Genomic DNA, 24,052 nt, shown 5'->3' on the forward strand with positions numbered 1-24,052 from the left:
ACTGAGGATCAGAAAGCTTGTTTGAATCGATGTATTTCATCCGCAGATTATGCACGAATGCTAAGAAATCCGGAGTGCAAATATTAACCAAAAAGAAGATCGTTTTTTGATTTATGAAAGAGATCTATTATTTTTAATTAAATAAATTAAAACCCAATATTTTTAAAAGGATAATGATGAAAGTTTTAAAAACGAATTTAATGCTTATTATGCTTTCAGCAATGAGTTTAATAGGGTGTAATACACATTCAACAAAAACTTATGTATTGACGACAACATCTTATGGTTATGATGCAAGTTATATTCCATATATTGTTGAATTAAATGGAGAGGAGTTAGGTGGAGGGCTAGGTAGTGGAACGAAAAGATCAGCAGTGATAACAGGAGCTCAATATATTAAATGGGGAGAAGGTAATAGCTCTAAAAAGCATATTGCAACCAATGTCCCCACATTGACGAATGAAAATTTAAAAGATAAAAAATATTTAGCTGTACATATATATCCAGATGACAGTGTGGAAATTAATTTATCGAATGAATTACCTGATGCTACTGAGAAAGGTTTAGAGTGGAGAGCAAAAATTATTGATGAATTGAAGGTAAAAGAAAAAAAATAACTGTATCAGTCATTAGTGGTGTATAGATAAAAAAAAGCGCATGATGACATGCGCTTTTTAATTTACATCTAATTATTTTTCAACGAATGCACGTTCAATCACGTAGTCGCCTAGAACGCCCATCTTAGGAGATTCTTTCAGACCGTGCTGGTCAAGTAGCGCAGCAACGTCGTCTAGGAATGCAGGTGAACCGCAAAGCATTGCGCGGTCAGTTTCAGGGTTGAAACGAGGAAGACCAATTTTTTCGAAAAGTTGACCAGATTCAATGGCAGTAGTTACACGGCCTTGAGTATGGAATTCTTCACGGGTTACTGTAGGGTAATAAACCAATTTTTCTTTCGCGCCTAATTCACCAAAGAATTCGTGGTTAGGAATTTCATCTAAGATTAAATCTTGATAAGCCAATTCCGAAATGAAACGAGTACCATGTACAACGATGATTTTTTCAAAACGTTCGTAAGTTTCAGGGTCACGAATTACAGAAAGGAACGGTGCAAGACCTGTACCTGAAGAAAGTAGGTATAAGTTTTTACCAGGGTTTAAGTCATCTAGAACTAAAGTACCTGTAGGTTTTTTAGACACTAAAATTTCATCGCCAACTTTTACTTTTTGTAAAATAGACGTTAAAGGACCATCTGGAACTTTAATAGAGAAAAACTCTAATTCTTCTTCATAGTTTGCGCTTGCAATAGAATAAGCGCGCATTAAAGGCTTACCATTTACTTCAAGGCCGATCATCACAAATTGACCGTTTTTAAAACGTAACGCAGTATCGCGAGTGGTTTTAAAAGAGAATAAAGTGTCATTCCAATGGTGGACGTGAGTAATCTTTTCGACGTTAAAAGCAGCCATTAAAGGTCTCAATAAAATTATCAAATTAGAACAGCTTACTATTCTAATCTAAAATCATTCTCGATAAACTGAATATATTTAATTGAACTTATCAGAAAAAGTGATTATGTCTGAGCTTAAAATGCCAATTATCGGGTATATGAAATCTCCCTACCGAGAAAAATTTGGTATTCCACGTCAGCCGAATTTGGTGCAAGTCGAATCTTATATTGAAATGCTAGAACCTTATAACGATTTATTGGCTTTCGAAGGGATTGATGATTTTAGTCATCTTTGGCTGATTTGGCAGTTTCATGAAAATAAAAATGCAGATTCGACAAAATTTCGTCCGCAAGTTCGTCCTCCGCGTTTAGGTGGTAATCAAAAAATCGGGGTATTTGCGACACGAAGTATGTACCGACCGTCACCTATGGGCTTGTCGGTTGTGCAGCTCAAAGGAGTGAAAAAAGTCGGAAAATCGGTATGTGTCTATGTGGTCGGTAGTGATTTGTTGGATGGAACACCAATTTTAGATATCAAACCCTATATTCAATATTCAGATGCAGTGATGGATGCGCAAAGCGGTTATGCGCAGGATGAGCCAGAAAGAAAATCTGTGATTTGGTCAGAGCACGCTGAGCAACAAAAACAGGTATTTTTGAATAATGGCAATTTAACCGAACAATTAACAGCAGAACTGGAACAAGTATTGAGTTTAGATCCACGTCCTGCTTATCAGCATGATGATGAACGTGTGTATGGCATGTTATTTGGTGGATTGAATGTAAAATTTCAGATCTGTGATCTACAAATTCTGATTATTGATATATCTCAATAAAAAAGGAGCTTTTAGCTCCTTTTTTATTAAATGTGTAAATTATTTATTTGCTGCAAAACTTTGTTTGATTGCGTTAAGAGCAACATCGTTATACATGCTGCAAGAGTTCTCAGCTAATTGTTTAAACTCTAAAAATTGAGTTTTTTGAGTAGGATTAGTTGAAGTATTTATCCAATTATCAATAACCTTAATTAAATCCTGCATATTGTATTCCACTCCTTTAGGAGATAGGTAAGCGTTATAAAAACGATTTTTATATTGAGCTACGCCATATTCACTCTCATCATCAGCTACGGTATAGGCTACAGTATCTTTCATGATGTATTTTTTCGCAGTAATATCTGTACTAAGATCAGCCCACCAGTCAGCTAAAAAACTTTGACTATCACTATCTGAGGAATCTGTTAAATCTAAATACTGTTCACTATTTGATACTTTATTTAATTGTAAACAGCGAGAACCAGCGGGAAACTTAATATTTGAAATAGCTGTTAAGTATTTGAGAGCATCGTTAGAAATATAGTTGCTTGAATCAGTAATATTATTTTTTATGATCCAATAATTATAGGCATCAACTTGAGATGCTAGGATTTCACCTTCAAGATTGAAGGACTTCATTGTTGTCGTAATTTTTAGACCTGATGAATTAATAGTGGAATGAGGACTTAGCGTCCACACATTATTTGCAATGGATATATTGCCATTCAGATAGCCATACGAACTGTGTAGAGATCCTTCATCATACAAGCCATTCGCTGTGACCATAAATGAATCGCTACTTTCTGAAGTATATAGTTTACCATTATCGATAGTTGCAGTATCACTTTCGTATGACAGCACATCACTTTCACTGTCGAGTTCAAAAGTTGACCACTGTTGGAAAGCAGCATTTGGTATCGTTGGATTTTCGCTGGAGTCATTATTAGAGGTTGAGTTTCCACCGCCACCGCCGCAGGCAGTTAAGCTAAGAATAGTCATGGTACAAATTGCTAATATTTTTATTTTCATCATAAATCTTCTTATATCGTAATTATAAAGCCCTGATAGGCAACTTTATTATAGCTTAAATTTATGAATGTTTTCATTAATAACAAAAATAGTATGCTTTCAGAAAACCTATGTGCAAAACACTAATGACACAAGCGTGCCTTTAGAATTTTTTGCTATAGTGGTTTTATGTTTGGGGAACATAGAACAATGACTTTTAATTTTGAAATTGACACTTCATGGTGTTTAGACCAATTACAAAAAGACGGGCGAATTACTGAACGGGACAAAATACTGATTCAAACCACGCACCGTCAGCGTGAGCAGTTAAAATGGCATCCTTTACAATGGATTGCCAATTTTAATTTGGTCGATCAGAGTCATCCGCAGTCTACCTTAACGCTCAATAGACTCTGTCAATGGTTGGCAGAAAAGTCAGGTGTACCGTTTTATATTATCGATCCTTTAAAAGCTGATGTACCTGCTTTGACAGCCATTATGTCGCAGGAATTTGCAGTACGAAATCGCATTTTAGCGGTGGAATTACAAAATGAGCATGTGTTGATTGCAACGGATCAACCTTATAAAAATGAATGGATTGCAAATTTAGAAAGAACGGTATTACCACGCAAGATTCAGCGTGTATTACTCAGTCCAGATCAACTACAGCGATATTTGGTTGAATATTACCAAGTGAGTCGTGCGGTCAGTAATTCTCAAAAATCATCGAGTTATGACCGTGAAAATAAAGGCGTTGAAGCGTTATTACAATTAGGTGATACACAAAATCCAGATGCCAATGATCAGCATATTGTGAAGCTTGTGGATTGGGTCTTACAGTTTGCCTTCGAACAAGGTGCAAGTGATATTCACCTCGAGCCGCGTAAAGATACAGGAAAGGTGCGTTTTCGTATCGATGGGGTATTACATACCATCTACAACATGCCCGCAAATACCCTGACAGCCGTGGTCTCGCGAATTAAGATCTTAGGTCGGATGAATGTGGCGGAAAAGCGTAAGCCGCAAGATGGACGTTTAAAAACCCGTACACCCAAAGGCCAAGAAACAGAGCTACGTTTATCGACGTTGCCAACAGCTTTTGGTGAAAAGTTGGTTATGCGTATTTTTGACCCTGAAGTCTTGGTACGTAGCTTCCAACAGCTCGGTTTTGAAGGGCGTCTGTTAGATGATTGGAAAGCATTAACCAGTCATAGTCACGGTATTATTTTAGTGACTGGTCCGACAGGTTCAGGTAAGACCACCACGCTTTATTCATCACTCAAACAATTAGCAACTGAAGAAGTGAATGTCTGCACCATTGAAGACCCGATTGAGATGTTAGAGCCAAGCTTTAACCAAATGCAGGTGAATACAGGGATTGATCTGGGCTTTGCTGATGGTGTACGGGCTTTAATGCGTCAAGACCCTGACATTATCATGGTCGGGGAGATACGAGATCATGATACGGCAAATATGGCGATCCAAGCTGCATTAACAGGTCATTTGGTGCTTTCAACTTTACATACCAATGATGCACCATCGAGTTTGACGCGATTACATGACCTAGGTATTCAGCCTTTTTTAACCGCAGCGACCATATTAGGGGTTTTGGCACAACGTCTAGTTCGTCAACTCTGTCCACATTGTAAGCGTGAGACTTTTATCAATGAACAAGAGTGGAAACATCTGACCTTTGAATATGCGATTCAAATGCCTGATTTTGTCTACGAGGCGGTGGGCTGTGATGAATGCCGTCAAACGGGTTATAAAGGCCGTGTGGGGATTTATGAATTTATGCCGCTCAGTATTGAAACCAAACAATTGATTGGTGCCAATGCAGATTTAACCCAATTACGTACACAGGCACGTAAAGAGCATGTCGAGCCATTACGAATTGCCGGTGCGCGTAAAGTACTTGCAGGGGTAACCACTTTAGAAGAAGTCCTGCGTGTCGTGCCGCTCAACTAATGGTTCGATCAAAGTAAATAAAAACGTCTTTGCAGCTTAAGATTCGACTCATCTTGCTTTGTTTAAATAGCGCTATCGAAATAGACAAAGTAAGAGAGACCGAAGATGAAAACATTCACTCAATTGGTATGTGGTTTAGCATTTGCAGGTGTGGCATCGGTTGCAGTCGCGAATACAGCCGTTAATCAAACAGCAGTTGCACCGATGAAAACCACATCTGTGAAACATGCCTTAGGCTTAAAAGATGACAGTAAGGTTCAATTGAAAGGTTATGTTGTCAAATCGATGGGCGATGAAAAATATCAGTTCCGCGATAGCACAGGCAGCATTACAGTGGATATTGATGATGAACTTTGGCAAGGCAAAGCAATTTCAGCTAAAACACCGGTAACGCTCATTGGTGAAATCGACATTGATTACAAACCAACAAAACGCGTTGAAGTGGATGTCGATCAAGTAAAATTTTAATTTAGCCTGTCATTCAATACAGTGCTGCACTATAAAAAACCACGGCTTGCTGTGGTTTTTTTATGATTTGAGTAGATATGAGCAAAAGTTCGATACACTGAAGTCGGAACCATAGAAATAGGGTAGGTAAGATGCGAATTTTATTGGCAGAAGATGATGCATCCCAAGCAGACAGTATAAAAACATGGCTTGAAATGGATGGCTATAGTGTCGATTGGGTTGATCGCGGCGATCACGCTATTTTGGCTTTAGAACAACATCAATATGATTGCATACTTTTAGATCGTGGCTTACCAAAAGTAACTGGTGATGAAATTTTAAAACGTATCGTACAGTTGCATCCGTTTACACCAGTTTTATTCATTACTGCTCGGGACAGTATTGCAGATCGTGTTGAAGGTTTAGATCTGGGAGCCCATGATTATTTGGTGAAACCGTTTAGCTTAGAAGAGTTGTCAGCAAGGGTACGTGCCCAATTACGCTTGCATCATCAGCAGCGTGATAATTGTCTGACTTTTGGTGATTTAAGTTTAGATGTACATGCCAAAACGCTGCGTAAAAATGCGGAATTGATTACGTTGACTTCGCGTGAATATCAAATTTTGCATAAGATGTTGTTAAATCCTGAGCATATTATGACGCGTAGCCAACTCGAAGAATCACTCTATGCTTGGGGCGATGAAGTTGAAAGTAATGCGATCGAAGTTTTTATTTACCAATTGCGTAAGAAGATTGGCAGTGATTACATTAAAACCTTAAGGGGTTTGGGTTATCGCATGAATCTTCCGCAACAAAGTTAAGTCTATGAGTGATAAAAAAAGCATTTCCTTACAGTCGCAACTGATTAAAACCTCACTGCTCAGTGCAATTTGGGCGGGAGCAATCTCTCTGTGTCTGATGTTGGGATTTGGTTTGTATCACATCATGAATGTACATGATGCCCTGATGGACGAAGTGGCAGATATGCTTACTGCTACTGATCTAACGCTGAAGCAAGACGAACAAATAGATGAGCTGAGTGAAGAGTTTGATATGCAATATCAACTCATACAAGGGTCGCAAGTCTTAACCACATCGGAACAACACACAGCATTTGAACATCAGCCCAATTTAAAACAGGGGCTAAATTATCAATGGAGAGACGGCGCGCTTTGGCGTAGCTATGCACTTCAGGACGATGGATTAAGCGTACAAATCGTTCAACCGATGAAAACACGGCTCAGAGAAACGCTGCAAAGCGTACTAGGCTATGCAGGGATTCTATTGATTGTCTGGTTGATCCAATGGCTATTACTGCATATTTTGATTAAACGTCAATTGAAAGTTTTACAGCTTTTTTCAAAACAAATCGCTGAAAAAAATGTAGATGACTTACAAGCCATTGTCTTACCTGAACCTGTATTACAAGAATTAGAGCCGATCCAAACACAGCTGAATTTTTTATTAAGTCGATTAGATCAAGCCTTAGAGGCGGAACAACGCTTTACATCCGATGCTTCACATGAATTACGCTCACCGCTGTCTGCGATTCAAATGCGACTTCAGGTATTAAAACGAAAATATCCCGACATTCAGCAGGATTTATTGAGCATACAGCACGATGTTAATCGAGGAACGCGCGTGTTGGAAAATCTACTGATTTTGGCACGGCTCGACCCGACGCAATCGGAGCAATTAGATAAAAAACAAGAAGACTTAGAACAGCTGAGTTTACAAGTCTTTGACGCTTTACAGCCTTTTATTGAAGAAAAACAGATCGAATTGAAGCTACAGACCCAGTCTGTACAGTTTGCTATGAACCCAGAGTTGATGTTTAGCTGTCTACGCAATTTAGTCGATAACGCTATTCGCTATAGTCCTACGCAAGGACAGGTAAAGATTGATTTAACGGTAACAGCACAGCAGGCGGTTTGGACGATTGAAAATCAAGGTGCGGGACTGACAGTCGCAGAATTGCAACGCATTGGCGAGCGATTTTACCGTGTATTGGGAACGAAGACGCAAGGTTCAGGTTTAGGTATTTCAATTGCCCAAAAAATTGTACAGTTACATCAAGGCCATTTAAATGTGGATGCATCTGAACTGGGTGGCTTAAAGGTACAACTCACTTTTCCAATCCGTTAAAAACACGATTTGCTCTAAGGAATTTAGCGAAAGAGTGTTGTGAGAGGAAGATGAGTGTTGCGATTTAAATTAAGTTTGAGTAGCTATAAAACTTAATTTAACTAAGTACAAAACTTAAAAAGCAGTAAGCGTATGGCTTACTGCTTGTGTCCACGATTATTTTTATTGCGCTGATAATTATTATTTTTATCAGAAATTATTTGGTCAAAATAAGGCGATTATTTCGTGTTAAACGTAGTCGATATTCTTCACCTGCATGCATAATGCGAATTTCACGTCCTAAAGCAAAAAGGTTGTTTGAATGTAGCATTGGCAGTGAGTGGTGTGCTTCATTGCTACGAGTAAAAAGGCTAAATGGTGCGTTCATTCCGTCGACTCCGTGGTGTATTTCTGAATGTTTTAAATGATAATCATTATCGAATAGGCCTATCAACGGTAATTTTAGGATTTTATAAAAAAGATAAATTTGCTTACACTTGGAAATCAATTGGAACAGAGTAGAGAGCAGGGAACTATGTCTAAACCGCAAATCGATGTCGCCATTGCGATTTTATTGCATCAAGACAAAGTACTGGTGGGTTGGCGTGAAGCAAAACAACATCAGGGCAATAAATATGAGTTTCCGGGTGGTAAAGTCGAGCAGGGGGAAAGTCCTGAGCAAGCTTGTCGTCGTGAAATTTTTGAAGAAGTTAGCATTGGTTTACACGACGGGCATGCTTTTGATTTTATTCAACATGAATATGATGATGTTATTGTGAAATTACATTTATTTCATGCCACCGTCCCGCATGCGTTGCTGAATGAAATCAAAAAGCCATGGGCCTGGTATTCACGTCAACAACTCATGAGCTTAAATTTTCCAAAGGCCAATCAAGCTATTTTGCAGCGCTTATATTGGCAGCAACAGATCAAAATCACCGCCGATCTACCAACACGTGAAACGCTTCAAGAGACGCTGTTGTATTATTGGCGAGTCGATGCCAGCGCAGAAAATGCAAAGGTATTAAATCAATTACCTACTGTGATTTTAAAACAACTGATAATTAATGAAGATCTATGGTCATTGCTCTCTACAGAGGTGCAAGCACATATTTCAGCATTACATCTTAAACAGCACCAATTGCTGCAAAAAAATAAAGGTGATTTACAGCTTGGGAAGCGCTATATCGCAGCTTGTCATGATCAAGTTTCTGCACTGCATGCGCAAAAAATTGGCTGTGATGCCATCTTTATGAGCCCAGTTCTGGCGACACAAAGTCATCCAGAGGCGCAAAGTATGGGATGGGCGCATTTTTCTGAGATTGCACGAAGCATTGAAATCCCTGTTTTTGCTTTAGGTGGGATGCGTCCTGAATTGTTGCCTATTTCACAGCAGCATCATGCTTATGGGGTGGCTGGTATTCGCAATTTTTAAATTAAAAACTGATGTTACGCAGTAACATCAGACGCACAGTTTGCTTCAGATAAAAGAATGATACACGGTAAGGTCATCCGCAAGTTTTTGAGACAAGACTCCTTCTAATCAAAAATGGTTTTGCGATACTTTGATTAATTTGACGCTAGTGAACGAGTTTTGTCGGTGAGGTGCATTGCACCGCAAGATGGTTTCATTGCGAAGCACGCTTCTCATTTTGCCTAATGAGAAACATTGTTTCATAAGTGTACCTCCTGCCGAAGGCTAATCCCTTTATTCAAACCCTAGATGTAAGACACCGTTGAATAGACTTAAAATTCATTTTTAATATGCGAAATTACTTTTAGGTGCGTAACATCAGTTAAAAATACGTGCTTTTAATTAAATTTGTATTTGAAAGTCGATATTTTAGACTTGAAATAACTTTTAGAAATAAACTTACTTTTAGTATGTATGGAATAAGAAAGCCTGATCTTAATTGAGATCAGGCTTTTTTACGAGGTGCTTAAAGGGCTTTAATGGCTTGTTGAGCTTTTTGAATGGTGCTGCTTTTCTTTTGCATTTGACCGGCTTTTAAAACAACATTCCAAAGCTGTTGTTTCATCGGCTTGGTTTGAGCATAGCTTAATCCACGCAGTGCCAACGATTCTGCATTCGCAGGTTGATTTTTTCGATTGGCGATCATTGCCAAATATAAAAAAGTTTCCGCAGATTGCGGTGCCAAACGCTGTGCTTGAGTTGCCGCACTTTCAGCTTCATTCCATTTTCCATTGGCATAAGCGGTTTGCGTACTTTTCATCAATTTTTTGAATGCAGGCAAGTCGCGGCCATCATCAAATTTTTGAATTTGGGTTCTCTGCTCAGGAATAACGATGCGTTGACGTTTAATTTCTGGATGGTCATATGGCGTAATAATGACCCCAGAAGAGTCATGGATATCTGCCTTTTTTTCAGGTGGAGCAGGCGGCTTTTGCTCAGGTTCGACTATGGTTTGGCAACCAGCCAAAATGATCGTCAAAACGCTCAGAATACTGAACGTTTTTAAAACTTTAATGTTTTGCAATTTAATTTGTATACTCTCCACTTGAGATGATGCGAGGTTGATCAGATGAACCCTGATCATTATCGACATCACTTTCACGAATGTAGTCACCTAAACTATCATTTTGTTCCTGAGTTGGCTGCGTCTCTTCAGTATCAACTGTGTAAGGTTCTACTTCATATTGTGTCGAACCACATGCCGTAGCCTGATTTGGAATAGAGTTACGCGACAGAGGAATATACATCGCACCTGTACAATGCTGCGCAGATAAATTACCTGAATAACGGTCTAACCAATGCCACTGTACGCTGTCTGGTTGACGTAAATTAACTGGTTTTTGACGTAACTGCTTCATGACATTGGTCCAAACAGGAAGTGCTCCTGACGAACCAGTTAAGCCTGTAACTTTGTTGTTGTCTAAACCTAACCAAACCACACTTAAGTAATTACCTGAATAACCTGCAAACCATGAGTCACGCGTATCATTGGTTGTCCCTGATTTACCTGCAAGTTTAAGTGAAGCCGGTAATGATGCATAAGCAGAACGGCCTGTCCCTGAACTCATCACTTGTTGTAAACCGTAGTTCAATATAAAGGCTGCATCAGGTGCAATAGTCGGTTGTACCGTTAAGCTATAACGATCTAATAAACGACCATTGGCATCGACCACTGAACGAATAGCTTTCACTGGATATTTGAAGCCACCGGTTGCAAAGTTTCCATAGACACTCATGACTTCCATCGGTGACATATCGATAGCGCCGAGGTAAATCGAAGGGTAGTTTGGAATATTAGACGTCACACCAAACTTTTTCAGATGGTTAATAAAAGTCGACATACCGAATTCTTGACCTAAGCGTACCGCAGAGAGGTTATAAGAGTTTGATAGGGCATCAACCATTGGTACGACACCATGTGCGCCACCACTATAGTTTTTCGGTGTCCAAGCTTTGCCATCACTTTGAATGCTGATCGGACTATCTTCGATTTGACTCGCCCAGTTATAACGGTTGGATTCTATCGCACTGAGGTAAATCACAGGTTTTAGCAATGAACCGACTTGACGTTTAGCATCCATTGTACGGTTAAAGCCGGTAAAGTCCTGCGTTGAACCCACTGCTGAAACCAATTCACCATTTTCAGGATGAGACACCAATACCGCGCCTTGTAATTCTTTTAAGCGTGCTGGATTGGCATTGCTTAAACGGGCCACAGATTCTTTAAATGCAGTTTGTACACGGGTTTGTGCAATCGGGTCCATCGCGGTGAAAATACGCAGACCTTGATTGGTCAAATCGCTTTCTTGGTATTCAGTACGCAGTTGACGACGCACGATATCCATATAGTCTGGGAAGCGAGAAGGGCCCAATGTTGGTTTTGTAATGACATTTAATGGACGTGCAGACTCAGTTTCATATTGTTCCTGAGTTAAATAGCCCATCACCACCATATTGTTCAACACAATATTACGGCGTTTAATCGCACTTTCAGGGTTTTTCCACGGATTAAATAGAGTTGGACCTTGAACCAAACCGACTAAATACGCCTGCTGAGCAATATTTAGTTCACGTAGGGGTAAACCAAAATAGAATTGTGAGGCTAAACCATAACCATTGATGGAATAGTTACCGTTTTGACCTAAGTTCACTTCGTTTAAATAAGCTTCAAGAATTTCATCTTTGTCATAGTGAAGTTCAATCAGCATGGCCATTAAGGCTTCGTTGGCCTTACGCTTAATGGTTCTCTCAGGCGATAAATAAAAATTTTTCACCAATTGCTGAGTGAGGGTCGAACCACCTTGACGTTTTCCGCCTGTGACATTACTCACAATGGCACGTGCTGTACCACGAATCGAAATACCATGATGTTGATAGAAATTGCGGTCTTCGGTAGCAATTAAAGCTTGGATTAAAGGCTTAGGCACTTTATCAAGTTTGATCAGCACACGGTCTTCATTGTGCTGAGGATAAATACCACCAATTAACATCGGCTCTAAGCGGGCAATACCACTACTTGAAGGCTTGGTTGCACTCACTTCAGTGATTTGATCTTCACCAAAGGTCACTTTAAGGACTTGTTCAGGGTCGACACTATCACCAAAGTCAAAACCACGCGTATGGATATAGGTCACATTGCCAGAAGTAACGTAACTCCCTGTTTTCGCATAGCTATCTTGAGCGTTATAGCCCAAAAGTTTCAGTTCTTGGTTGAGGTCTGCTTGGCTTACAGGCGCATTGGTATAAATTTCTAAAGGACGAGCAAATACCTTGGCTGGAATGTCCCAACGTTGACCTTCGAATTTATCCCGTACAATATTATCTAGACGAATAAGATAAATGCTGAACACGAGAAATCCGCCGATAATCAACAGCGAAAAAATCAGTGCAATTATGCCTATGCCACGTTCAGACTTCATAAATAGTGATAATACCCTGAGAAATTTTGCTAATCATGCGAAGCTTTTCAGTATTTTGCAATATTTAAACTGTTATATGTATGCAAAATATTGGAAGCTACTTCACTAAAGTCGAAACTTTAAAGTTTTTTTAAATCATTTCTGTTAGTGATATGATACCAATGAGGCGAAGCGGAGCAAAAGCGCAGGTGCAAATTTCACATAAATCATTTCGAAACATTGGGTTGATTGGTCGTCCAGACAAATCATCAGTGATCGAAACCCTATGTTTGATCCACGATCATATTTTGAGTTTGGGATTACATCCTGTATTTGATACGCAAACAGCGCAGCTGGTTCCCTACAATAATACTCAGACGGTCAGCCGTAATTTATTGGGTGAAGTTGTCGATTTGGTGATCGTTGTCGGAGGTGATGGTTCATTGCTTCATGCCGCACGTGCCTTGGTGAAATATAATACCCCTGTGATTGGGGTGAACCGTGGTCGTTTGGGCTTCCTGACCGATATCAAACCGACAGAAGTGATTTTCAAGTTAGATCAAGTGCTCAAAGGTGAGTTTCAGCTAGACCGACGTTTCTTGTTGGAAATGGAAATTCGCTCGAAAGGCGAGTCGATTTATGATGCTGTAGCTTTAAATGATATTGTGCTGCACTCGGGTAAATCGGTACACATGATCGACTTTGAACTGAATATTGATGGGCAATATGTATACCGCCAACACAGTGACGGTTTAATTGTTTCGACACCAACCGGCTCTACAGCTTATGCATTATCTGGTGGTGGTCCGATTGTCCACCCAAGTATGGATGCGATTGCCTTAGTGCCAATGCATCCACATACTTTGTCGTCACGGCCGATTGTCGTCGGCGGACAAAGCGAAATTAAAATTTTGATTCGTGAAAATCGTGTTCTACCAATGGTCAGTGCCGATGGTCAACACAGTGTATCATTGGGTGTAGGCGATAGTTTACATATCCGCAAACATCCATTTAAGCTCAACTTATTACATCCACCTGGTTATGACTTCTATATGGCATGTCGTACCAAGCTAGGCTGGAACCAAGATTTTGACTCATTAAAGCAGGATTAATTATGAATATTGAACAGATGCTTGCCGTACTCGATCCTGAAATTGTTGGTCGATTAAAAACGGCAATTGAAATTGGTAAATGGCCAAATGGCGTAGCGCTGACTCAAGAACAACGTCAAATTTGTATGCAAGCGGTGTATGCATGGGAAATTAAACATTTGCCAGAAGATGAGCGTAGTGGTTATATCGACCGTGGGACCAAAGAAGAAGATGAGCATTGCGACTCGCATGTGGAAGAACCTGAGTTCAAGCCGATTCGTTTCGTTTAATCCTTTTTCTTTTTGATTGAAAAAGCCAGCTCAATGCTGGCTTTTTATTGGCTTGATGCATGCCTAGATTTATTTCTTCATATCTGCTTATTTAAGCGTGACGATTTGCCCACATGGTTTTGGCAGTTTGCATGGCTTCATCAAAACTTGCGACTACACCCATGGTATATAGTGCGATTCCCATGGTTTCGGTGACTGCGATTTCACCATATTCATGTGTCTGCTGACCGTCCCAAACGGCTTTAAAAACGGCCAAATCAAGTTCTTCTTCGACTGGACTACGGTTGTCCGTCAGTTTAGGCAACTCATGTTCATACATTTCACCATCCTTGATGCCACAAATTAAGGTTTTTGCATCGGGGTTACGTTCGAATTCACCACCTTCACCCTTAATGACAGCACTATTTTGATAACCCAATTGGAATGCCGCACGTTGGTGTGATCCACGATAGGCTGGATGGAAAATCGCTTGCATGGTGGCTTTGGCATTAAATGGATTTATCAGACGCGCAAGGGTGTGAATTGGGGAACGTAAGCCCATGACATTGCGTAGTGAAATTAAATCACTGAGTATTGGTGAAATGACGTCGAGCGGAATATAAGCAAAATGACGTTGTATAAGCTGCTGTTCCACATCTGTATCATTTTGGCAAATAGGAAAACCCAAATACTCTAATACTTGTTCTGTATAAAGGCGGTTAATGGTATGACCTGAAGCGCCATGCATTACGACATTGTAGCCGTGTTTTGCCAGCGTTAATGCGGCCAATAAAAACCAAGGATAATGTTTGCGTTTACCTGCATAAGATGACCAATCTAAATCGACATCAAGCTTTTTAAACTTGAGCTGATCACGTGTGGCTTGGACAAAGCCTGTCAGTTCATCGACAGATTCTTCTTTTACACGCAATAACATCAAGAAAGCGCCCAATTGAACGTCTAAAACCTCATCTTTTAAGATCATGCTGAACGCTTGGTAGGCTTCATCATAAGTGAGAGAACGTGCGCCATTTTTACCTTTACCCACGATACGGACAAATTGCGCAAAAGGATGTTCAAAATCTTTGTAAATATTTCGTTTATTGTTCATGCAAATACTGGGCTTAAAATTAGGACTTAAGGATAGTTTACTTCTATAGTTGGTATTTTTCAGCCTGATAACAGGTTTAAAAAAGGATGTCTTTAGACTATCGTCTAATAAACTCGGTCTATTATTTAACCGAAATTAACATTTGTGGCAGAACAAGCCATTAAAAAACAGGTAAAATTTAACCTACTTTAGTATGTGTTTCATCTCCTGATCAATGCGCTGATTTTATATCAGGTTCTGATGTGATTATTTAATCACCATACATATTTCGTTTTTCTGTATTTGGCTAAGTCAAATACCTTTGGTGCTCTTTTGTCGAAGACAAAGGGGTTTTGGGCTGTTTATTTTTTGAAAATAGACAAAAACTGAATATTTCTTTGAAGCAGAAATATATCGTGAAGTAATGTCATGGCTAAAAAACCAATTTATAAGTCACTATATTTTCAAGTGATCGTTGCCATTATTGCGGGTGTATTGGTGGGGCATTTCTCACCAAGTGGCACACAAATTATCAATGGTACCGAGCAATACGTAAAAGGCTGGGGTGAATTGTTCTATCCACTAGGACAAGGTTTCATCAAGCTGATTAAAATGATTATTGCACCTGTGATCTTCTGTACCGTGGTGAGTGGTATTGCAGGTATGGAAAGCATGAAATCTGTGGGTAAAACAGGTGGTGTCGCTTTACTATACTTCGAAATTGTTTCGACCATCGCACTCATCATTGGTCTTGCAGTAATTAATATTGCAAAACCAGGTGTAGGCATGAACGTAGATCCAGCATCTTTAGATACTTCAGGTATTTCTAAATATGTTGAATCTGGTGCAGCACAATCTACCCAAGATTTCTTTATGAATATCATCCCAAACACCGTTGTTGGTGCGTTTGCTGAGGGTGAGATTCTTCAAGTTCTATTATTTGCCTTATTATTTGGTTTTGCATTACATAAACTTGGTGATGCAGGTAAGCCTGTATTGAAGTTTATTGATCAAATTGCACATGTATTCTTTAACATTGTAAACATGATCATGAAGCTTGCGCCAATTGGTGCCTTCGGTGCGATGGCTTATACCATTGGTAAATATGGTATCGGTAGTTTGGCGCAATTGGGTCAGTTGATCATCTGCTTCTATATTACCTGTTTGCTGTTTATTTTCCTTGTACTTGGCTCAATTGCACGTATTTGCGGTTTCAGTATCCTCAAAATGATTCGTATGATTCGCGAAGAGTTACTGATCGTACTGGGTACGTCTTCTTCTGAATCTGTACTGCCACGTATGTTGAAAAAACTCGAACTTGCTGGTGCAGAAAAATCTGTAGTGGGCCTTGTTATTCCAACAGGTTATTCATTTAACCTAGATGGTACGTCTATTTACCTGACCATGGCAGCAATCTTTATTGCACAAGCGACCAATACACCGCTTGATATTTCGCATCAGATCACGTTGTTGTTGGTTCTACTCATTTCATCTAAGGGTGCTGCGGGTGTGACGGGTTCAGGCTTTATTGTGATGGCTGCAACATTGTCTGCTGTGGGTCATATTCCTGTTGCAGGTTTGGCATTAATTCTTGGTATTGACCGTTTCATGTCAGAAGCACGTGCATTAACGAACCTTGTAGGTAACTCTTTGGCAACGATTGTGGTTGCGAAATGGGTGGGTCAATTAGACAAAGAAAAACTGGATTTTGCTTTGGCAAACCCTGAAGAAATTGACCGTCAGATGCAAGAAGAAGGCAATGCACATCATGCCTAAGGCAGATGCTGTGATGTAAAAGATGTCATTTAAAAAGGAAGCTTCGGCTTCCTTTTTTAATGCAGGACTAAAGCCAAATTTGAACGCTTTAGTTTTTGGGCATGACGGCTGTTCTAAACTGCAATAGGATGGAGTTCAACAAAACAACAAACTTAACCAAGGAAGAAACACATGCTGGCTTATGATGCAGACTTAGAATTATTTCGAGATAACTTTCGCCGTTTTATGGCAGAGCATGTCGCACCACATTATGAGCAATGGGAACGTGAAGGCATTATGCCGCGATCAGTATGGAATGCCTTGGGTGAAAATGGCTTTTTATGTGTCGATGTGCCTGAAGAATATGGCGGCTATGGCGTCCCAACGCATTATTCACTGATGCTAGTTGAAGAATCTGCGCGCGCAGGTTTTAGTGCATTATCGACAGGTATTTCATGCCATTCTGAAATTGCAGCACCGTATATTTTGCACATTGGTTCAGAAGAACAAAAACAACATTGGTTGCCGAAAATGGTCACGGGTGAAGTGGTCGGTGCCATTGGTATGACGGAGCCGGGTGCAGGTTCAGACTTACAGTCTATGCGCAGTAGTGCAATTTTGCAGGGCGATCATTATCTACTCAATGGCTCGAAAACCTTTATCTCAAATGGTCAACATGCAGACCTAGTGGTATTGGCGGCGAAAACTGATCCACAAGCACGTGCTAAAGGCGTGTCATTACTTTTAGTCGATACCCATTTGGATGGATTTAAGAAAGGTACCAACCTCGACAAAATTGGTCTGCATGCGCAAGACACTTCAGAGTTGTTTTATGACAACGTCAAAGTGCCAAAAGAGCAACTTTTGGGTCAAGCTGGACAAGGCTTTGCTTACTTGATGCAAGAGTTACCGCGTGAACGTACCGCAATTGCCTCGACTGCAATTGGTGCGATTCGCGGTTCCATTGATGTGGCAACGCAGTATGTTAAAGAGCGACAAGCGTTCGGACAGGCGATCGGACAGTTCCAAAATACTCGTTTTGTCTTGGCACAGGCTAAGATTGACGAATTGGCTACAGCGGCATTTTATAATCAAAATGTTGAACTTTATATGCAAGGCAAACTTGATGTTGAAACTGCAGCAGCACTCAAGAGCTTTTCTACCGATATGCAAATGAAAGTGGCCCATAATCTACTTCAATTATTTGGTGGCTATGGTTATATGACCGAATATCCAATTTCACGTTTCTTTGTCGATGCACGTATTCAGCAAATCTACGGTGGCACCAATGAAATTATGAAAGAAATCGTGGCACGAAGTATTTTAGGTCGATAAACAATTTATCAGGCTGAAATTAAAATAGCGAAGTGAAGACTTCGCTATTTTTTTTAGGATGTATTTCTATAGAGACGATGTATTTCTATAGATTTGCTTATTTGAATTAGATTGTGTGTTTAATTTTGCGTGAATATTTTGAAACCTATGATAATGACGGTTGCCCCAAAACTTGCAAACAGACTTCAATAAATTCAGGTGTATCTAAAGTACTGCGAGACGATATATATAGGTTATTATCATTCACAACCGATTGATCCGACACCACCACACCTGCGTTTAACAAAGCGGATTTAAGTGTTTCAGATTGGGCGAAATGGCGACCTTGTATGACACCAGCTTCTAGTAACAACTGTGGACCATGGCAACTGCTCAAGATCGGCTTTTGGCTATCTGCAAAATTACGTACAAAATAGATAAAACGGTCATCTAAAGCGAGTTTCTCTGGGGAATAACCGCCGGGAATAAATAAGGCATCAAAATCATGCACAGAGGCATCGTCGATACTTTGGTCAATGGTGATCTGGGAACGGCGTTTAATGCCGTAAACGATTTTTCCAACCTGATCTTCGATATTGATAATGCTGTGCCGAGCGGCTCGAAAGGCCTCCACAGGCTCAAGATACTCAATATCTTCAAAATCGTAGGTCACTAACACTGCAATTTTCTTGTGCATACTTGTACCTATGGGGCTGTTATTTTTTTTTCTGATATTTAGACTACAAAGCAATGATAAGAATTACCTGTGTCTTTTGTAATAAATGCGTCAATGACTGTAAACACTAGATGAAAGTGCCTATTAAGTCACTGAAAAAACGATCAATGACCAAGTGTTTATATAGATCATCTTTAAGTTTCAAATTATTTCTATGCCATGAAAACCAAGTTTTGAAATTTTTATTTTGCTTCAAGTATTGAGAGCAAAATTTAAAACTGAAATGACCAATGAAACAAATTGATTGATGGGCTTATACAAGGAGATGGATCTGAGGCAAATTTGGAGGAAAAGAGAAGGGCTATTTATTGTGCTGCTCAAGATGAATGATCAATAAAGCCGTCAAAAGGTAAGATTTGCCTTAATTATGGCTTTACCTATCAGTTTGGCTGTTTTGGCTCTTAAGTTAAGCTGATGAAGCTTTAATCAACTGTATGTTTTTAAGGCTGAAACCATCAAAGTCGTATTGCGCAACATTTGAAAGCTAACTATTGTTATACTGTTTGCAAAATTTTTTTGAAGGGCGACATAACAATGATCAACGATGATCAAAACACTCCGACTTCTCTGGACTTAGCTCAAATTCGTGAAGATATCGACTCTGTTGATATGCAGATTCAACAACTTATCAACCGTCGTGCGAAACTAGCTGAAGCTGTGGCAAAAGCAAAATTTGCTGCAGAAGAGAATCCATTGTTTTATCGTCCTGAACGTGAAGCGCAAGTTTTACGTAAAGTTATGGATCGTAACGAAGGCCCATTGTCTGATGTGACAATGGCACGTTTATTCCGTGAGATCATGTCGGCTTGTTTAGCTCTTGAAGCACCGCAAAGTATTGCGTTCTTAGGTCCAGTCGGAACTTATACGCATTCGGCTGTTTTAAAACATTTCGGTCAAGACGCTGTTGTTCGCCCTCTTCCAACGATTGATGAAGTATTCCGCGAAGTAGAAGCAGGCAGTGCGCACTATGGTTTAGTGCCTGTTGAAAACTCATCTGAAGGGGTAGTGAACCATACTTTAGATTGCTTTAAATCTTCACATCTCAATGTTATTGGTGAAGTGGAACTGCGTATTCATCACCAATTCCTTGTGTCTGAAAATACACGAAAAGACAGCATTAAACAGATTTATGCACATCAACAAACTTTGGCGCAATGCCGTGGTTGGTTAGATGCACATTATCCGGGTGTAGAACGTGTTGCACTCAGTTCAAATGCAGAAGCTGCACGCCGTATTCGTAATGAATGGCACTCTGCGGCAATTGCCTCTGAAGTTGCTGCGAACATCTATAACCTCGAGATTTTGCATAGCAATATTGAAGACAATCCTGAAAACACCACACGTTTCTTGGTGATTGGTCGTGAAAAAGTGCCACCATCTGGCAATGATAAAACTTCATTGTTGATTTCTGCGCATGACCGTGCGGGGGCATTACTTGAAATTCTTGCACCGTTTGCCAAGCATAATATTAGCTTAACAAGTATCGAAACACGTCCTGCATTACCAGAAAAATGGGCTTATGTATTCTTTGTGGACTTGGAAGGTCATGTTGAGCAAGAAAACGTGAAAGCGGCAATTGAAGAAATTCGTCCGTTAGTAAAAGAAATTCGTGTATTGGGTTCATATCCGATTGCTGTTCTTTAAGATCACAACTGTGATCAATTCCATCAGGAGTTGATCACCTTCATCATTTGAAAAAACTGGAAGTGTAAAATGACGTTTGTCCCAGCCAATGAAGGCATTGCAAAGCTAAAGCCTTACCAACCAGGTAAACCAATTAGTGAACTTGAGCGTGAGTTGGGTATTACAGATATCGTAAAACTCGCATCAAATGAAAACCCATTGGGTTGTTCTGACAAAGTGAAAGAAGCGGTTGCTGCTGAACTTGCAGAAATTGGTCGATATCCGGATGGTGGCGGTTTTATTTTGAAAGACCAAGTTGAAAAACAATTTGGTATTGCACATGACCGTATTACGTTGGGTAATGGTTCAAACGATCTTCTAGAAATTTTTGCTCGTGCTTTTGTTTCAGAGCAAGACTCGGTTGTGTATAGTCAACACGCATTTGCTGTGTATGGTCTGGTGACACAAGCCATTAATGCTGAAGCGATTGAAGTGCCTGCAAAAGGTTTTTCACATGACCTAGATGCAATGGCTGCGGCAATTAAAGACAATACTAAATTGATTTTTATTGCGAACCCAAATAATCCAACAGGTACATGGTTTGAAGAAGCTGAATTTGAAGCGTTCATGCAAAAAGTACCTGCAAATGTGATCGTGGTTTTAGATGAAGCTTATGTGGAATATTTCCCAGAAAACTTCAACAGCTTAAAATTCTTAGATCAATACGCAAACTTAATCGTTAGCCGTACCATGTCAAAATGTTATGGCTTGGCTGCGTTACGTGTTGGTTTTGCCTTGGCTTCAGTTGAAGTGACGGATTTCCTTAATCGTATTCGTCAACCCTTTAACGTAAACCATCTTGCAATGGTGGCTGCTGTTGCTGCACTCAAAGATGAAGCGTTTATTGAAAAATCACGTGTAGTCAATAAAGCAGGTATGGCGCAACTTGAGTCAGGATTTGATGCTCTAGGTTTAGCATATGTGCCTTCACGTGCGAACTTCATTTTAGTAAATGTAAAAGCTGATCCTGCACAGACTTTCAATGCTTTATTAAAAGAAGGTGTGATTGTTCGTCCAGTTGGTATCCCAGAGCATTTACGTGTATCAATTGGGACTGAAGCTGAAAATGCTAAATTCTTAGCAGCCTTGGCTAAAGTTTTGGGCTTAGAGGCTAAAGCTTAAGTCATGTCTGTGCCACTATTTGAAAAAGTTGCTTTTATTGGGCTTGGGCTGATTGGCTCAAGCCTAGCTCGCGTCATGATTGCTGAAGGTTTAGCTAAGGAAATTGTGGCGTCTACGCGTTCACAAAAAACTTTAGAAGATGCAAAAGCTTTAGGGCTTATTCAGCAGGGTTATAGCGATCCTGCTGAAGCGGTCAAAGGTGCAGATCTCGTTGTCTTGGCTTTGCCTGTACGTGCGACACAAAAAGTCCTTGAAGCGATCAAGCCTTATCTAACCGAACAGACGATTATTACCGATGTTGGGAGTACCAAAGGCAATGTCGTTGATGCAGCGAAAGCAGTCTATGGTGAGCAATTACCTGCTGGTTTTGTACCGGGGCATCCGATTGCTGGGGCTGAACTAACAGGTGTGCATGCCGGTAAGGTAGATTTATTTGCTAATCACAAAGTGATTTTGACACCATTACCTAGCAGTGCAGATTGGGCTGTAGAGAAACTGATTCAATTGTGGCAAGCTGCCAAAGCGGAAGTGATTTGCATGGATGTGGAAAAACACGACGAAGTGTTGGCCCATACCAGTCATCTTCCGCATTTGATGGCATTTAACTTGGTTGAGCAACTTGCGAACCGAGAAGACAATTTAGATATTTTCCGTTATGCCGCTGGCGGTTTTCGTGATTTCTCACGCATTGCTGCAAGCGACCCACATATGTGGCATGACATCTTTTTTGCCAATAAAAAGGCAATTTTAAAAGCGGTAGATGGCTTTGAAAAACAATTGGCTATTCTTCGCAAACTGATTGAAGATGAAAACTCACAAGCGTTGATGGGACTGTTGGGGCATGCACAAGCGGCACGTCAACATTTCAATCACATGCTCGCAAAGAAACCACTGATGGAGAAAAATAAAGTGACGACACAGCAATTCAAAATTTTACCGGGTCCAAAGCAATTCCAAGGTAAATTTACTGTGCCAGGTGATAAATCTGTGTCACATCGCTCTATCATGTTTGGTGCTATTGCAGAAGGCACAACGCATGTCACTGGTTTTCTAGAAGGTGAAGATGCCTTGGCAACTCTCCAAGCATTCCGCGATATGGGTGTGAGTATTGAAGGCCCTAAAAACGGCGAAGTTACCATTCATGGTGTAGGCATGCATGGTTTAAAAGCACCTGCAGGCGCTTTGTATATGGGTAACTCAGGCACTTCAATGCGTTTGCTTTCAGGCATGTTGTCGGCACAGAAGTTTGATTCGGTGATGACGGGTGATGCGTCATTATCAAAACGTCCAATGGAACGTATTGCCAAACCATTACGTGAAATGGGTGCGCAAATTCAAACTACAGGTGAGCGTGGTACGCCGCCCGTGTCTATTTCCGGAAGTCAAAACCTGAAAGGTATTCATTACGACTTACCAATGGCATCTGCACAAGTAAAATCCGGTATTTTGTTGGCTGGTCTTTGGGCGGAAGGTGAAACTGTTGTCACTGAGCCGGAACCAACACGTGACCATTCAGAGCGTATGCTTCGTGCATTTGGTTATGACGTGAAAACAGAAGGCAACCGCATTTCACTTCAAGGTGGCGGCAAGTTAGTCGGTACAGACATTCAAGTACCCTCTGACATTTCATCTGCAGCATTCTTTATGGTGGGTGCAGCGATTACTGAAGGTTCAGATGTCACACTCGAAGCGGTTGGCATTAATCCAACACGTACAGGTGTGATCGAAATTTTAAAACAGATGGGTGCTGACCTGACTGTTGAAAATGAGCGTATCGCTGGTGGTGAGCCGATTGCAGATATTCGTATTCGTGGTTCACGTACACTCAAAGGCATTCATATGCCAGAAGATCAAGTGCCATTGGCGATTGATGAATTTCCAGCACTGTTTATTGCAGCGGCATGTGCAGAAGGTCAAACCATTTTGACCGGTGCAGCTGAACTTCGAGTGAAAGAGTCGGATCGTATTCAAGTGATGGCAGATGGCCTAAAAATTATGGGTATTGACTGCACGCCTACTGATGACGGCATCATTATTGAAGGTCAAGGTAAAACGGGCGAGTGGGGTGCAATCTTCACAGGTGGTCAAATTGAGTCACATCATGACCACCGTATTGCAATGAGCTTCTCAATGGCAGGTTTACGTACTTCGGGTGAAATTAATATCGTGGGTACAGAAACCGTTGCGACCAGCTTCCCGACATTTACAGAGCTAGCCACTCAGGCCGGTTTAACGATTGCCGTAAGTGAATAAATAATTCACCAAAATTGTATATTTATTCAACAACAGCCAAGCAAATGCTTGGCTG

At 40.4% G+C, this 24,052-nt stretch carries 21 protein-coding genes; 14 read left to right on the plus strand and 7 right to left on the minus strand.

Annotated elements, in window-relative coordinates; all coding sequences use genetic code 11:
- The first annotated feature begins 176 nt into the window (after positions 1-176).
- On the plus strand, positions 177-617 hold the full coding sequence (locus tag FTU64_RS11455) for a hypothetical protein (protein ID WP_180059789.1): 441 nt from the start codon (positions 177-179) through the stop codon (positions 615-617).
- 72 nt (positions 618-689) lie between these two features.
- On the opposite strand, the gene FTU64_RS11460 is transcribed toward FTU64_RS11455, so the two are convergent.
- Entirely contained in the window at positions 690-1,469 is a 780-nt protein-coding gene (locus tag FTU64_RS11460; RefSeq protein WP_078189109.1) for a ferredoxin--NADP reductase, read from the minus strand.
- 106 nt (positions 1,470-1,575) lie between these two features.
- Here FTU64_RS11460 and tsaA point away from each other — a divergent pair, with 106 nt between their 5' ends.
- Positions 1,576-2,286, plus strand: a complete 711-nt coding sequence (gene tsaA, locus FTU64_RS11465; RefSeq protein WP_180059764.1) for a tRNA (N6-threonylcarbamoyladenosine(37)-N6)-methyltransferase TrmO — start codon at positions 1,576-1,578, stop codon at positions 2,284-2,286.
- A 39-nt stretch (positions 2,287-2,325) separates the two neighbouring features.
- Here the strand turns inward: tsaA and FTU64_RS11470 are convergent, their stop codons facing one another.
- Positions 2,326-3,297, minus strand: a complete 972-nt coding sequence (locus FTU64_RS11470; RefSeq protein WP_180059765.1) for a hypothetical protein — start codon at positions 3,295-3,297, stop codon at positions 2,326-2,328.
- 186 nt (positions 3,298-3,483) lie between these two features.
- Here FTU64_RS11470 and FTU64_RS11475 point away from each other — a divergent pair, with 186 nt between their 5' ends.
- The 4 genes from FTU64_RS11475 to FTU64_RS11490 all read left to right on the plus strand — a co-directional run bounded on the left by FTU64_RS11475 (position 3,484) and on the right by FTU64_RS11490 (position 7,833).
- Positions 3,484-5,241, plus strand: coding sequence for a GspE/PulE family protein (locus tag FTU64_RS11475; RefSeq protein ID WP_180027311.1), 1,758 nt, complete (start codon positions 3,484-3,486; stop codon positions 5,239-5,241).
- A gap of 105 nt (positions 5,242-5,346) precedes the next feature.
- Positions 5,347-5,709, plus strand: coding sequence for a NirD/YgiW/YdeI family stress tolerance protein (locus tag FTU64_RS11480; protein ID WP_168379331.1), 363 nt, complete (start codon positions 5,347-5,349; stop codon positions 5,707-5,709).
- Positions 5,710-5,840: 131 nt separating this feature from the next.
- On the plus strand, positions 5,841-6,509 hold the full coding sequence (locus tag FTU64_RS11485) for a response regulator transcription factor (protein ID WP_180059766.1): 669 nt from the start codon (positions 5,841-5,843) through the stop codon (positions 6,507-6,509).
- 4 nt (positions 6,510-6,513) lie between these two features.
- Positions 6,514-7,833 carry a HAMP domain-containing sensor histidine kinase gene (locus tag FTU64_RS11490; protein WP_180059767.1) on the plus strand — a complete coding sequence of 440 codons (1,320 nt, stop codon included), beginning with the start codon at positions 6,514-6,516 and terminating at the stop codon, positions 7,831-7,833.
- A 196-nt stretch (positions 7,834-8,029) separates the two neighbouring features.
- On the opposite strand, the gene hemP is transcribed toward FTU64_RS11490, so the two are convergent.
- The gene (hemP, locus tag FTU64_RS11495; RefSeq protein WP_078189103.1) at positions 8,030-8,200 is read right to left on the minus strand and encodes a hemin uptake protein HemP; all 171 of its coding nucleotides are present in this window, start codon (positions 8,198-8,200) and stop codon (positions 8,030-8,032) included.
- 147 nt (positions 8,201-8,347) lie between these two features.
- Here hemP and FTU64_RS11500 point away from each other — a divergent pair, with 147 nt between their 5' ends.
- Entirely contained in the window at positions 8,348-9,247 is a 900-nt protein-coding gene (locus FTU64_RS11500) for an NUDIX domain-containing protein (protein WP_180056078.1), read from the plus strand.
- 505 nt (positions 9,248-9,752) lie between these two features.
- Here the strand turns inward: FTU64_RS11500 and FTU64_RS11505 are convergent.
- Together FTU64_RS11505 and mrcB are read right to left on the minus strand one after the other, a co-directional pair.
- Positions 9,753-10,370, minus strand: coding sequence for a tetratricopeptide repeat protein (locus FTU64_RS11505; protein ID WP_257222246.1), 618 nt, complete (start codon positions 10,368-10,370; stop codon positions 9,753-9,755).
- The gene (mrcB, locus tag FTU64_RS11510; protein WP_180020839.1) at positions 10,312-12,705 is read right to left on the minus strand and encodes a penicillin-binding protein 1B; all 2,394 of its coding nucleotides are present in this window, start codon (positions 12,703-12,705) and stop codon (positions 10,312-10,314) included. The genes FTU64_RS11505 and mrcB overlap by 59 nt, the downstream gene beginning before the upstream one ends.
- Before the next feature lie 152 nt (positions 12,706-12,857).
- Between mrcB and FTU64_RS11515 the strand changes: the two genes are divergently transcribed.
- Entirely contained in the window at positions 12,858-13,796 is a 939-nt protein-coding gene (locus FTU64_RS11515; protein ID WP_078189100.1) for an NAD(+) kinase, read from the plus strand.
- A 2-nt stretch (positions 13,797-13,798) separates the two neighbouring features.
- Positions 13,799-14,065, plus strand: a complete 267-nt coding sequence (locus tag FTU64_RS11520; protein WP_078189099.1) for a YeaC family protein — start codon at positions 13,799-13,801, stop codon at positions 14,063-14,065.
- Positions 14,066-14,156: 91 nt separating this feature from the next.
- Here the strand turns inward: FTU64_RS11520 and FTU64_RS11525 are convergent, their stop codons facing one another.
- Entirely contained in the window at positions 14,157-15,155 is a 999-nt protein-coding gene (locus FTU64_RS11525) for a glycosyl transferase family protein (protein WP_180056077.1), read from the minus strand.
- Between the two features lie 408 nt (positions 15,156-15,563).
- Here FTU64_RS11525 and FTU64_RS11530 point away from each other — a divergent pair, with 408 nt between their 5' ends.
- Entirely contained in the window at positions 15,564-16,910 is a 1,347-nt protein-coding gene (locus FTU64_RS11530; RefSeq protein WP_180009487.1) for a dicarboxylate/amino acid:cation symporter, read from the plus strand.
- Positions 16,911-17,081: 171 nt separating this feature from the next.
- Complete coding sequence (locus FTU64_RS11535; RefSeq protein ID WP_078189096.1) at positions 17,082-18,224, plus strand: acyl-CoA dehydrogenase family protein; 1,143 nt, start codon at positions 17,082-17,084, stop codon at positions 18,222-18,224.
- Between the two features lie 145 nt (positions 18,225-18,369).
- On the opposite strand, the gene FTU64_RS11540 is transcribed toward FTU64_RS11535, so the two are convergent.
- Positions 18,370-18,900: a DJ-1/PfpI family protein gene (locus tag FTU64_RS11540; protein WP_078189095.1), complete on the minus strand. Its 531-nt coding sequence runs from the start codon at positions 18,898-18,900 to the stop codon at positions 18,370-18,372.
- A 573-nt stretch (positions 18,901-19,473) separates the two neighbouring features.
- Between FTU64_RS11540 and pheA the strand changes: the two genes are divergently transcribed.
- The 3 genes from pheA to FTU64_RS11555 all read left to right on the plus strand — a co-directional run bounded on the left by pheA (position 19,474) and on the right by FTU64_RS11555 (position 23,997).
- Entirely contained in the window at positions 19,474-20,583 is a 1,110-nt protein-coding gene (gene pheA, locus FTU64_RS11545; protein ID WP_180027224.1) for a prephenate dehydratase, read from the plus strand.
- Positions 20,584-20,652: 69 nt separating this feature from the next.
- Positions 20,653-21,744 (plus strand): histidinol-phosphate transaminase, encoded by a 1,092-nt coding sequence (gene hisC / locus FTU64_RS11550; RefSeq protein WP_078189092.1) that lies wholly within the window; start codon positions 20,653-20,655, stop codon positions 21,742-21,744.
- A 3-nt stretch (positions 21,745-21,747) separates the two neighbouring features.
- Positions 21,748-23,997 (plus strand): bifunctional prephenate dehydrogenase/3-phosphoshikimate 1-carboxyvinyltransferase, encoded by a 2,250-nt coding sequence (locus FTU64_RS11555; RefSeq protein ID WP_180056076.1) that lies wholly within the window; start codon positions 21,748-21,750, stop codon positions 23,995-23,997.
- Positions 23,998-24,052 lie beyond the last annotated feature (55 nt).

The organism is Acinetobacter sp. YH12128, from assembly GCF_013418655.1.
In the GTDB taxonomy this organism is placed as follows: Bacteria; Pseudomonadota; Gammaproteobacteria; order Pseudomonadales; family Moraxellaceae; genus Acinetobacter; species Acinetobacter amyesii.

Coding starts and splice junctions, on each gene's coding strand:
- FTU64_RS11535 (WP_078189096.1), top strand. CDS start 17,082: ATGCTGGCTTATGATGCAGACTTAGAATTATTTCGAGATAACTTTCGC.
- hisC (WP_078189092.1), top strand. CDS start 20,653: ATGACGTTTGTCCCAGCCAATGAAGGCATTGCAAAGCTAAAGCCTTAC.
- FTU64_RS11455 (WP_180059789.1), top strand. CDS start 177: ATGAAAGTTTTAAAAACGAATTTAATGCTTATTATGCTTTCAGCAATG.
- FTU64_RS11475 (WP_180027311.1), top strand. CDS start 3,484: ATGACTTTTAATTTTGAAATTGACACTTCATGGTGTTTAGACCAATTA.
- FTU64_RS11525 (WP_180056077.1), bottom strand. CDS start 15,155: ATGAACAATAAACGAAATATTTACAAAGATTTTGAACATCCTTTTGCG.
- FTU64_RS11480 (WP_168379331.1), top strand. CDS start 5,347: ATGAAAACATTCACTCAATTGGTATGTGGTTTAGCATTTGCAGGTGTG.
- hemP (WP_078189103.1), bottom strand. CDS start 8,200: ATGAACGCACCATTTAGCCTTTTTACTCGTAGCAATGAAGCACACCAC.
- FTU64_RS11505 (WP_257222246.1), bottom strand. CDS start 10,370: ATGATCAGGGTTCATCTGATCAACCTCGCATCATCTCAAGTGGAGAGT.
- FTU64_RS11485 (WP_180059766.1), top strand. CDS start 5,841: ATGCGAATTTTATTGGCAGAAGATGATGCATCCCAAGCAGACAGTATA.
- FTU64_RS11500 (WP_180056078.1), top strand. CDS start 8,348: ATGTCTAAACCGCAAATCGATGTCGCCATTGCGATTTTATTGCATCAA.
- pheA (WP_180027224.1), top strand. CDS start 19,474: ATGATCAACGATGATCAAAACACTCCGACTTCTCTGGACTTAGCTCAA.
- FTU64_RS11470 (WP_180059765.1), bottom strand. CDS start 3,297: ATGATGAAAATAAAAATATTAGCAATTTGTACCATGACTATTCTTAGC.
- FTU64_RS11555 (WP_180056076.1), top strand. CDS start 21,748: ATGTCTGTGCCACTATTTGAAAAAGTTGCTTTTATTGGGCTTGGGCTG.
- FTU64_RS11530 (WP_180009487.1), top strand. CDS start 15,564: ATGGCTAAAAAACCAATTTATAAGTCACTATATTTTCAAGTGATCGTT.
- FTU64_RS11460 (WP_078189109.1), bottom strand. CDS start 1,469: ATGGCTGCTTTTAACGTCGAAAAGATTACTCACGTCCACCATTGGAAT.
- FTU64_RS11540 (WP_078189095.1), bottom strand. CDS start 18,900: ATGCACAAGAAAATTGCAGTGTTAGTGACCTACGATTTTGAAGATATT.
- FTU64_RS11520 (WP_078189099.1), top strand. CDS start 13,799: ATGAATATTGAACAGATGCTTGCCGTACTCGATCCTGAAATTGTTGGT.
- FTU64_RS11515 (WP_078189100.1), top strand. CDS start 12,858: ATGATACCAATGAGGCGAAGCGGAGCAAAAGCGCAGGTGCAAATTTCA.
- mrcB (WP_180020839.1), bottom strand. CDS start 12,705: ATGAAGTCTGAACGTGGCATAGGCATAATTGCACTGATTTTTTCGCTG.
- tsaA (WP_180059764.1), top strand. CDS start 1,576: ATGTCTGAGCTTAAAATGCCAATTATCGGGTATATGAAATCTCCCTAC.
- FTU64_RS11490 (WP_180059767.1), top strand. CDS start 6,514: ATGAGTGATAAAAAAAGCATTTCCTTACAGTCGCAACTGATTAAAACC.